Origin of the sequence: Erwinia sp. V71 (assembly GCF_965644245.1) — a bacterium.
Lineage (GTDB): Bacteria > Pseudomonadota > Gammaproteobacteria > Enterobacterales > Enterobacteriaceae > Erwinia.
In genome coordinates this window covers 1-10,115 of the sequence record NZ_CBFFRK010000153.1, presented here as the reverse complement: position 1 = coordinate 10,115, position 10,115 = coordinate 1, and the positions used below count along the sequence as shown (strand labels likewise).

The following is a 10,115-nucleotide window of genomic DNA, read 5'->3' as shown; positions in this document are numbered from 1 at the left end:
TCTGAAGAGATGCACGACAAGATCATCGGCTGGTATCTGACAATCAACCACTACCACTAAATCTGCGTCACGACCCGTAAACTGACGTAATTAATTGAATATAATTGACATTTTTACTATTTTTAAATACAAATGATGGTACAAATGTTGTTACATAAATTATGTTAATATAAAATAACCTTATAAAACAGTAGAGTAAAAATGCATTCGAGTCCAGTCAGAGAGCCAAATTCCTGTTTTCATGCCTCCTTGCGAATCTTTATCTGATATTGATTCAAGAGGTTAGCGTGAAAATTCTTCCCGGTGTATTTTGATTTAATCCTCCGCATCGGGAAAAATTGGTGGTCAAATCTGGGGTCAGGTTAGTTCGATAATGGAGCGCCCCCCATATGTCCCTTACCGATGCGAAAATCCGCACTCTTAAACCTTCTGATAACCCCTTTAAAATCTCCGATTCTCACGGCCTATATCTTCTTATCAAACCCGGCGGTTCACGTCACTGGTATCTCAAATACCGTATTAACGGCAAAGAATCCCGCATTGCACTGGGTGCCTATCCTGCAGTCTCCCTTTCTGATGCACGACAGCAGCGTGAAGGTATCCATAAAATGCTGGCACTGAACATCAACCCGGCAATGCAGCGGGCCACTGAACGTGGTTCACGCAAACCGGAGACAGTGTTTAAAACCGTGGCACTGGCATGGCATAAAAGCAATAAAAAATGGTCGCAGAACACCGCTGATCGTCTGCTCGCCAGCCTGAACAATCATATATTTCCGGTCATCGGGCATCTGTCAGTATCTGAACTTAAACCCCGTCACTTCATTGACCTGCTGAAAGATATTGAGGAAAAAGGTCTGCTGGAAGTTGCGTCCCGTACGCGGCAGCACCTCAGTAACATCATGCGTCATGCGGTCCATCAGGGATTAATTGACACCAACCCTGCAGCAAACCTTGACGGCGTGACGGCTCCCCCCGTCAGACACCACTATCCCGCCCTGCCGCTGGAGCACCTTCCTGAATTGCTTGAACGTATTGAAGGTTATCACCAGGGTCGTGAACTGACCCGGCTTGCCGTCCTGCTGACACTGCATCTGTTCATCCGTTCCAGTGAGCTGCGCTTTGCCCGCTGGTTGGAGATTGATTTCAGGAACCGGGTCTGGACAATTCCCGCCACTCGCGAGGCCATTGCAGGCGTGCGTTATTCCGGGCGCGGTGCCAAAATGCGCACTGCTCATATCGTGCCTCTCTCAGAACAGTCCATCGCCATTCTGCAACGGATTAAGGAAATATCAGGAGACCATGAACTGGTGTTCCCAGGCGACCATAACCCGTATAAACCAATGTGTGAAAACACAGTCAATAAGGCACTCCGCTTGATGGGATACAACACAAAAAAGGATATCTGCGGGCATGGTTTCCGGGCGATGGCATGCAGCGCTCTGATGGAATCCGGTTTATGGTCGCAGGATGCGGTGGAGCGCCAGATGAGCCATCAGGAACGCAATACCGTGCGTTTGGCCTATATACATAAAGCGGAACATCTTGAAGCTCGCAGGTCGATGATGCAGTGGTGGTCTGATTATCTGGATACGAGCCGTGAATCTTATGTCCCTCCTTACATTTTTCACAGGAAACGTGGCGATAGACTCTTCTGATATCGTAAAAAGTATAATGCAGCATATAAAACACAGGTGCTGCATTATATTAAAAATGTCAGACTTCGTTCTGTCTCTCTTTTATTGACATTTTTTCCCCTTGCCTATGAAAAATTGGGTAGGCAATACTAGTCACCACCAAACTGATCATCCAGGAAATATCCACCCCAGGAATCAGGTTAGCGTAGGGACCGGCAAAGAACGCATTTTCCACAAAGGGAACCTGCACCACAATACCGGAAAAATACACCATCAGCGCCTGGGTATTCAGTAGGCCGTAACGTCCACCATCCGCGCGGAATATTGCATCGACGTCGTAACTTTGCTTGTTCACATAATAAAAATCCAGTAGATTAATCACAATCCACGGAATCAATACCGCAATCAATGCTAAAATCAAGTTAATAAAGAACGAAACAAAGTTCTGTGATGCTGCCAGGGCGACTAACACACTTCCCACTAATACCAGCGCTGAAACCACTAACCGCACCGCCGCACCCGGCGTCCAGTGCGGTCGGAATGTTTGTACTGCCGTAATCAGTGATAATACCGCACCATACAAATTCATTGAGTTGTGACAGATAATATTGATCAGGAACAGCACCATCAGAATAGGGCCGAGCCAACCGGTCGCATGCCGTACTGACATCATGGCATCACTGGTTGGCGCAATATTGACTGCCATCATGCCGAAAATAAAGGCCAGAATCGTGCCACCACAGGCGCCTAAGTAGGTGGCTATAAACGGGCGTGCAATACCGACATTGGCGGACAGGTAGCGCGAGTAGTCGGAGGTATAGGGCGAGAAACTGATTTGCCATACCGCGCCGATGCAGAAGGTGCCAAACCACCCTGCTGCACTGATGCTGCCGCGAGACCAAAAGTCTGCCGGTAACGGTTGTGACACCATCAACGCCAGGCCCAAAATCAGCGCCGCACCCATAATCCATGCACCGACTTTATTGATGCGATGGATAAAATGGTAACCGACGATACCAATTGCAGTGGCAAGAATAGCGCCAATGATCGTGGCACTGCTTACCGGCATCGACGGGAAGACGTTGTTGATGACTTTGCCGGATAACGAAATATTCGAGATAAAGAACCCGAGATAAATCATCGTCGTAAAGCTAATCACCAGTAGCGAGCCGTATCGACCAAACTGCGCGCGGCTCTGCACCATTTGTGGAATGCCGACTTTCGGCCCTTGCGCAGAAGTTAACGCAAGGAAAATTCCGCCAAACAGATGACCGGCAATAATCGCGGTTAAAGCGGAAATAACATTCAGATGAAACGTTTCGGTGGCAATCGCGCCGCTGACAACCGCCAGAGGGGCAATGTTGGTACAGAACCACAAGGTAAATAAACTGTGCGATTTACCGTGGCGTTCCGATTCCGGAACATAATCTACCGACTTATTTTCTATAATTTGACTCTGACGTGGTTGTGTATTCACCGTACCCTCCAATTCTCAAAGTGGGATTGTTTTTAATGTGGGTAAAACCTTCCTCGCGAAAAAAAATCCACAGCCATCCCGACGAATGTCTTTTCGTCTTCTTATTAAAGAATTGGCGGTAAGGCTCCCGGTGCTAATTAATGCTTAACAACTGTACAAGTAACGGTCGTCATAAATAACGACGCTGAAAATCCCAACGCTATTTCTGGTAGTGTGCGTATTGATAAATGCCAATCAGATTCCGGCACGGTGCGCGCGGAAGCGCACCTTAACCCATCAGCGCATAATAAAGGGGTCGCTAATCGGCTCATCGCTGGTGCGCAGCCACACTGTTTTGGTGGTGGTGTATTCCAACGCTGCGTCAATACCACCTTCACGACCGAAACCGGACTTACCGTAGCCGCCAAACGGCGCCAGCGGTGAAACCACGCGATAGGTGTTCAGCCACACCACGCCGCTACGCAACTTACGCGTGACACGATGGGCGCGCGTCAGGTTTTGGGTGAATACACCGGCGGCCAAACCATACTCTGTACCATTCGCTAAACGAATCGCCTCGGCTTCATCTTTAAAAGTCAGCACCGACAAGACTGGACCAAATAGCTCCTGCACCACGCTTTCTGCATTTGGCACCGCACTGCAATCCAAAATGGTGGGTGGGAAATAGAATCCCGGTCTGTCAATCGGCTGATTGCCGATCACCAGGCGCGCACCCTGCTCAATACTGCGCCTCACTACCTGCTCGATATTGCTTTTCTGTCTTTCGGTGCAGAGTGGACCAAACTGCGTCTCCTGCTGCTGCGGGCAACCGATAACAATACCGCGCACTTTACTGATGAGCTTTTCAATAAAGGCATCTTTAATCTGCTCATCCACCAGCAGACGCGAGCCCGCGACGCAGCTTTGTCCTGATGCAGAGAAAATGGCGGCCACCTGCGCATTGGCTGCACTTTCCAGGTCAGCATCGGCAAACACGATAAACGGTGACTTGCCGCCTAATTCCAGCGAGGTGCTGGCGAGGTTTTCCGCGCTGTTGCGAATAATGTGACGTGCGGTATCCGCACCGCCAGTAAAGGCGATGTGATCGACCTTCGCATGCTGGGTCAGCACTGTGCCACAGCCTTCCGCGAAGCCGGTGATCACGTTTATGACGCCGGCAGGGAAACCGGCCTCTTGCACCAGTTCAGCAAACCCCAGCAGCGGCGTCGGTGCGACTTCAGCCGCCTTCACCACCACCGTACAGCCGGCCGCAATGGCCGGGCCGATTTTCACCGCGGAGAGAAACAGCTGGCTGTTCCAGGGAATAATCGCGGCAACCACGCCTACCGGTTCACGCTTAATCCAGGTTTCCATGTCGGCTTTATCGATGCTGAGCGTAGCGCCGTCCATCTTGTCGGCCAGTCCGGCATAGAAGCGATAGTATTCCGCCACGTAAGAAATCTGCGCCTGGGTTTCACGGATGATTTTCCCGGTATCGAGCGTCTCAAGACGTGCCAGTTTGGCTGCATCGCGTTCAATCAAATCCGCCAGCTTCAGCAGCAATTTGCCGCGCGCACCGGCGGTTAAGCCGCGCCACGCATCGGATTCAAAAGCCCGGGCCGCCGCCTGCACTGCGCGGTCGGTTTGCTCGCTGCGTGCTTCGGCAATCGTGGCCCACGGCTCAGCGGTGGCCGGATTCAAAGAGGTGAAAGTCGCAGCCCCGGCGTCAAATTGGCCGTCGATGTAGAGTTTGAAAGATTCCATGACGTCTCCGCTCAGTGAAATGCAGGTGCAACGTGTTTAATAAAGCGTTCCAGCGAGGCTTTCTTACGCTCGAAGGTCATGCCGCTATCCAGCCACAAGGCGTACTCATCGTAGCCCATCGCCTCATAGTTTTTCAGGCGGGCGATCACTTGATCAGGATTACCAATCGCCAGATTTTTTCGCATCCCTTCCACGCTGTAATAGGTATTCGCGGCGATCTCTTCCTCGGTCAACGGCTTGATCAGCCCCTGCTGCACCGGGCGCTCATTCTTGAACCAGGCACCGAAGTAGTTGTAGAAGCGATTAAGTTCTACTGCCGCTTGCTGTGCATCGGCCTCGTCTTCGGCCACAAAACCGTGCTGCAGCAGCATGATTTTCAGCGGCTGCTCAGGTGAATATTCCTGACAGGCTGCTTTGAAGGTAGTGATCAGACGCGTGATCTCCTCTTCGCCCTGATGCAATGGCGTGCACTGCACGTTACAACCGTTTTTCACTGCAAATTCATGACTGTTCGGGTCACGAGCGGCCACCCAAATGGGTGGATGCGGCTGCTGTTTTGGCTGCGGCGAGGAAGTGGTGGACGGGAAATTCCAGAACTCACCTTTATGCTCGTAATCGCCCTTCCACAAGGCCTTCACCGCAGGCACCAACTCACGCATCCTCTGGCCAGCTTCCCAGGCATCCATCCCCGGCATCAGGCGCTCGTATTCATATGAGTACGCACCGCGTGCTATCCCCAAATCCAGACGCCCTTTGGTGATCAGGTCCGTCATTGCCGCTTCCCCCGCCAGACGAATCGGATGGGTAAAGGGCGCAATAATGGTGCCGGTGCCCAGACGGACGTTTTGGGTGCGGCTGGCGATATCCACCAGGTTGATAAACGGATTCGGCGCAATAGTGAAATTCATGCCGTGGTGCTCGCCGGTCCAGATAGCGTGCAAGCCACCTTTATCCGCGATTTCACACAGTTCCATCATCTCATCGTACAGCTTGTCCTGTGCGTCATCGGCTGACACGCGCTCCATGTGCAGGAACAAGGAAAGTTTCATACCACCTCCTGATGAGATGCGGTAAAGAAGTGACGGACAGAACCTTCGACTTCGTCACCGTAATAGAGACCGTAATTACCCACCGCATTTTCACGGATAAAACGATCGACCAGTGATTTCAGCGCACTATCCGGCACCGGCAGTTGCGCCAGCGTGTGGACATCCACCCACTCACCCTGCTGTATTGCTGGCAAGGTGCTGCCCGTCGGCTGTGCACACAGGAACACAATATGCTGCTGTCTCTTTTGGCGATCTTCCCAGATGGAGTAGACAAAACCTGGGTTGGCCTCAATGTTCAGTCCGGTGAACAACAGATTGAGCGTTTCACTCACGCTGCGGTTATTGACCGTTTGCGATGGCAAGCCATAGCCGTTCTCTTTCTTCACCACCAACGCCTGACCCGCTGATTCAATCAACGCGCTGACCACGACGTTAGGACCGGCAATCAGGGATTCCGCATTCTGATACGGCGTGAAGTAGGCGCCGCGATAGTAGCCAAGGCCTGGTGTACCGCAGGAATCGAACTGCTCGACTTTACCGATCAGAATCGCGTGGTCACCCGCATCGATGACCTGATGCATCGCGCATTCAAACCAGGCTGAACTCTCATCCAGCAACGGCGTGTTGAACTCCCCTTTGCGCCACTTCACCAGCGAGAATCGATCGGCCACTTTCTGCGCGAAAATATTCGATGTCTCTTTCTGCTGCTCCGCCAAAATGTTGATGGCGAAGTGCGGGCATTGCGTGAAATTCTCGAAATTCGCGGAGCGCTTATCGATGCTCACCAGCAGCAGCGCGGGGTCAAGTGACACCGACGAGAACGAGTTCGCGGTGAAGCCAATCGGCTGCCCTTGTGCATCGTTAGTGGTGACCACGGTGACACCGGTCATGAAGGCGCCAAAGGCGTCGCGTAACTGTCTGCGTTTATCTGCGTCCATAAGTTACTCCTTTACAGGCTCTTTTTGCGTGACGGCGGCAGCAACCGGCTTGAGGAACGATAAAATTTCCTCGTTCACCCGGTCTGCATCCGTCAGGTTCAACATGTGTTTAGCGTTAGCGACCACCACCGCCTGTCCCTGCCGTGCTGCCTGGGCCATTTGGTGTGTCATGTCTGGATTCGAATTGGCATCCAGTTCTCCGGTCATCACTAACACCGGACATTGCATTTCATTCCAGCGCTCAGAATAGAAGCGATCTCCCGCCGCAAACGCCTGGTAGGCACGTGCATAGCCGTCGAGATTCACCTGTTGCAACCACGTTCCCACTTTTTGACGCAGGGGTTGTTCGTGGTGGTCGTCACTGAACCAACGATCCAGTGGCGCATCGAGCCGCACATTACCGGTCGCTAACTCTTGTGCGCGTTTCAACACCGCATTGCGCGCGCTATCGTTACGCTTAAACACGCCGCTCATCACAATCGCGTGATTCACCAACTGCGGATAATCGATAGCGATACCTGCGGTGATCAGTGCGCCCATTGAGTGCCCCGCGACAGCAAAACTGCGCTCGAGTTGTGTCTGCAAGAACAGGGCCAGCCACTGCACGTAATCCTTTAAGGTGGCAGGATGACGAAAACCGCTGCTTTCGCCATGGCCAGGCATATCCACCGCTATCACGCGGAAGTAGCGGCTCAACACGTCCATTTGTGGGAACCAGGCGTCAGCATTCATGCCGACGCCGTGGATCAACACCAGTGGCGTGCCCTGTCCAGCCTCCAGGTAACTGACCTGGAGACCTAACTCAGATAGCTGCTGGGTTTTTCTGGTCATGGCCTAACTCTTTCAGGTCAAGATAACGGTTGCCGATACGATGATGCGGACGGCCGCCCAGTGCCGCGCCCAGCGCGATCACAATCTCGTCTGCGAATGGCGCATCGTTGATGTTGAACTGCATGGTGAGGTAGTGCTCACGAGTACCTTCATCATCCGTGCCCATCATAGGTACCAAAATCGGTGTATTGGCTGGACCACGGGTGTTATTGAAGGCCAGATAGGTTTTACCCTTCACAGCAGAGCGATAATGGTTGCCGAAATGCAGGGTATGAATCAGCGCTGAGGCGTGTTCCAGTTCGCCGTTCAGGCCCACCACTGCGCTTTTACCGTAAGCCACCACCTTGTCACCGCCGCCCGCTTCTTTCACGATCAAGCCGGTCAGCAGTTCGCCCAGTACTGGCGCCATTTCGCGAATCTTCGGTGCGAGGTCTTCGACAAAGCCTTCACCGGCCCACGGATTTTTTACCACGGCAGCCGCCGCAATCATCACCAGCGGCGTGGTGGCCGCTTTGCCGCCGTCGGAGTAGATGGTCTCGGTGGTAACGAAAGTCTTGCGTATATCTGGATGCATGGTTAGAGCCTCATTCAAGTTAACGGTTTGTTAATCTGGTGTGTCGAGAAGGGATATAACATTGGAATTTATGGTATGTCAAAAGTTGGTATACCATCATACGGTGTTCTTATGTGCAGGCTTTTTTGCTATGCTTCTCGGGCGGGAAACCCCGCTGTATCAGGGGGATTAACCCATTACGTGGCACAATTCTGAATCGAAGTGAGCGCACTCTCGCGTTGTGACTGATGTCATAAATTTCACCGACAATTCGTGAGGGATATCTGGTTAACGATATGATTTACATCGAATTAATATTTCTTTGGCGAGGGGTGTGAGTCATGAGCCTTGGCGCATGATGAAACTGTGAGCCAACGCTAATTTCACCCTGATGGGGCTCATCACGCCCGTGGGGATAACCTCTACCGCTCAAACAGGCAGCGTTGCTTTCGCGCGGTAAACAGTGCTAATAGTAAAAAGGTTGCTGAGTTTTAAATTAATGACCAGCTGAATTTTTTATTCCAACGTAGAGAAAATTATGGTTGCGAGTCACTCCTTAAAAATTGAAAACACGCCAGTGACCCTTCGCGAACTGGCATTGGCCAAAGTGCGCCAGGCCATTATCTCTGGCTATTTTAAAGCGGGCGATCGTTTGGTGGAACGTAGCTTGTGTGATGAATTAGGCGTAAGCCGCACCGTGGTGCGCGAGGTAATTCGTTATCTGGAAGCGGAAGGTTTAATTGAAAACTTGCCGAAAAAAGGACCTATTGTCGCGATATTAACCTGGGAAGTCGCCGAGCAGATTTATGATATTCGACTTTTACTGGAATCTGAGGCGGCGAAAGATTGTGCTAAAGCGGCAACCAGCAAAGATAAAAAGGATCTGCACCAAAAACTGCTGCGCATCGCCAAAGCCTCACATGATCACGATGATATTGAACGTGTTGAAGCCTCTCAGGCCTTTTACGAATCCCTTTTTTCCATTGCAAAACATCATATTGCGTGGGAGATCGTGCAACGCCTTAACAGCCGTATCAGCCGTCTGCGCGCGCTCACGCTGCGCAGTCCTGAGCGCCAGGTGGCAGGTTTCGAACGCATGTCACGTATTTATGAAGCCATTGAAGAAAACAATCCAGAACAAGCGAAAGATGCGGTGAAACAACATCTGACTGAAGCCGCAATACTCGCTAAATCTATTTTGACTGCCGAGGGGTAATGATGTCTGCTTATTGGATCGCACACGTTAATATCAATGATGCACAGCAGTACCAGAATTATATTGATTTGGCGCCCTTGGCGTTTAAGAAATACCAAGCCAAGTTTATCGCTCGAGGAGAAAAGGCTACCTCACTGGAGGGCGAAAAATTTACTAAGCATGTCGTCATTGAATTCCCGGATTATCAAACAGCATTAGATTGCTACCATTCTGAAGAATATCAATTAGCGAAAAAACAGCGTGAAGACGTGGCGAAAGCGATGATTACGATTATGGATGGACTGGCGTAAATAGCATTTATTTAATTTAATGATCGAGGTTTTTTATAATCCCCCTTGAATAACCGGTAGCTTAAATTAGCTGCCGGTCACATCCTGCGCATAACAACATCTTATAGTAAGCCCCTAATTTTAATACTTAAAATAACACATTCATGTTTGAAAACACCTGCTTCATCAAGGTGCAAAAATGCATCACATCGCTCGATCGCGGCGCGATTAATCGCATCAGTTTGAATTTTAGGTTTCAACAGTGAAATCGCTGCGGGATTACGTAATAAATTACGCCACGACTAAGCGGCTAACGTTTTGGCATAGCGCGAATTCAGATAATAAGTGCAACGCTTGGTCATGTGGATGGAGGGACGGTTAGCTACCGATAAGCTATCCTGC

The 10,115-nt window shown here is 51.0% G+C and carries 9 protein-coding genes; 3 read left to right on the top strand and 6 right to left on the bottom strand.

Annotated features, from left to right (window positions below):
* Nucleotides 1-389: 389 nt before the first annotated feature.
* Nucleotides 390-1,658 (top strand): tyrosine-type recombinase/integrase, encoded by a 1,269-nt coding sequence (locus ACSZO1_RS20365; protein WP_437615911.1) that lies wholly within the window; start codon nt 390-392, stop codon nt 1,656-1,658.
* 58 nt (nt 1,659-1,716) lie between these two features.
* On the opposite strand, the gene ACSZO1_RS20360 is transcribed toward ACSZO1_RS20365, so the two are convergent.
* The 6 genes from ACSZO1_RS20360 to ACSZO1_RS20335 all read right to left on the bottom strand — a co-directional run bounded on the left by ACSZO1_RS20360 (nt 1,717) and on the right by ACSZO1_RS20335 (nt 8,249).
* A complete protein-coding gene (locus ACSZO1_RS20360; protein ID WP_437615909.1) occupies nt 1,717-3,114 on the bottom strand; it encodes a purine-cytosine permease family protein in 1,398 nt (465 codons plus the stop codon).
* 276 nt (nt 3,115-3,390) lie between these two features.
* Nucleotides 3,391-4,857 (bottom strand): aldehyde dehydrogenase, encoded by a 1,467-nt coding sequence (locus ACSZO1_RS20355; RefSeq protein ID WP_437615907.1) that lies wholly within the window; start codon nt 4,855-4,857, stop codon nt 3,391-3,393.
* Between the two features lie 11 nt (nt 4,858-4,868).
* The gene (locus ACSZO1_RS20350) at nt 4,869-5,906 is read right to left on the bottom strand and encodes an LLM class flavin-dependent oxidoreductase (RefSeq protein ID WP_436378753.1); all 1,038 of its coding nucleotides are present in this window, start codon (nt 5,904-5,906) and stop codon (nt 4,869-4,871) included.
* The gene (locus tag ACSZO1_RS20345; protein WP_437615906.1) at nt 5,903-6,844 is read right to left on the bottom strand and encodes a flavin reductase family protein; all 942 of its coding nucleotides are present in this window, start codon (nt 6,842-6,844) and stop codon (nt 5,903-5,905) included. Before ACSZO1_RS20345 ends, ACSZO1_RS20350 begins: the two co-directional genes overlap by 4 nt.
* 3 nt (nt 6,845-6,847) lie before the next feature.
* The gene (locus ACSZO1_RS20340) at nt 6,848-7,675 is read right to left on the bottom strand and encodes an alpha/beta fold hydrolase (protein WP_437615905.1); all 828 of its coding nucleotides are present in this window, start codon (nt 7,673-7,675) and stop codon (nt 6,848-6,850) included.
* Nucleotides 7,647-8,249 (bottom strand): amino acid synthesis family protein, encoded by a 603-nt coding sequence (locus ACSZO1_RS20335; RefSeq protein ID WP_045816877.1) that lies wholly within the window; start codon nt 8,247-8,249, stop codon nt 7,647-7,649. Before ACSZO1_RS20335 ends, ACSZO1_RS20340 begins: the two co-directional genes overlap by 29 nt.
* A gap of 517 nt (nt 8,250-8,766) precedes the next feature.
* Here ACSZO1_RS20335 and ACSZO1_RS20330 point away from each other — a divergent pair.
* Together ACSZO1_RS20330 and ACSZO1_RS20325 are read left to right on the top strand one after the other, a co-directional pair.
* Entirely contained in the window at nt 8,767-9,444 is a 678-nt protein-coding gene (locus ACSZO1_RS20330; RefSeq protein WP_437615903.1) for a GntR family transcriptional regulator, read from the top strand.
* A gap of 2 nt (nt 9,445-9,446) precedes the next feature.
* Nucleotides 9,447-9,734, top strand: coding sequence for a DUF1330 domain-containing protein (locus ACSZO1_RS20325; protein WP_437615901.1), 288 nt, complete (start codon nt 9,447-9,449; stop codon nt 9,732-9,734).
* The last annotated feature ends 381 nt before the right edge of the window (nt 9,735-10,115 follow it).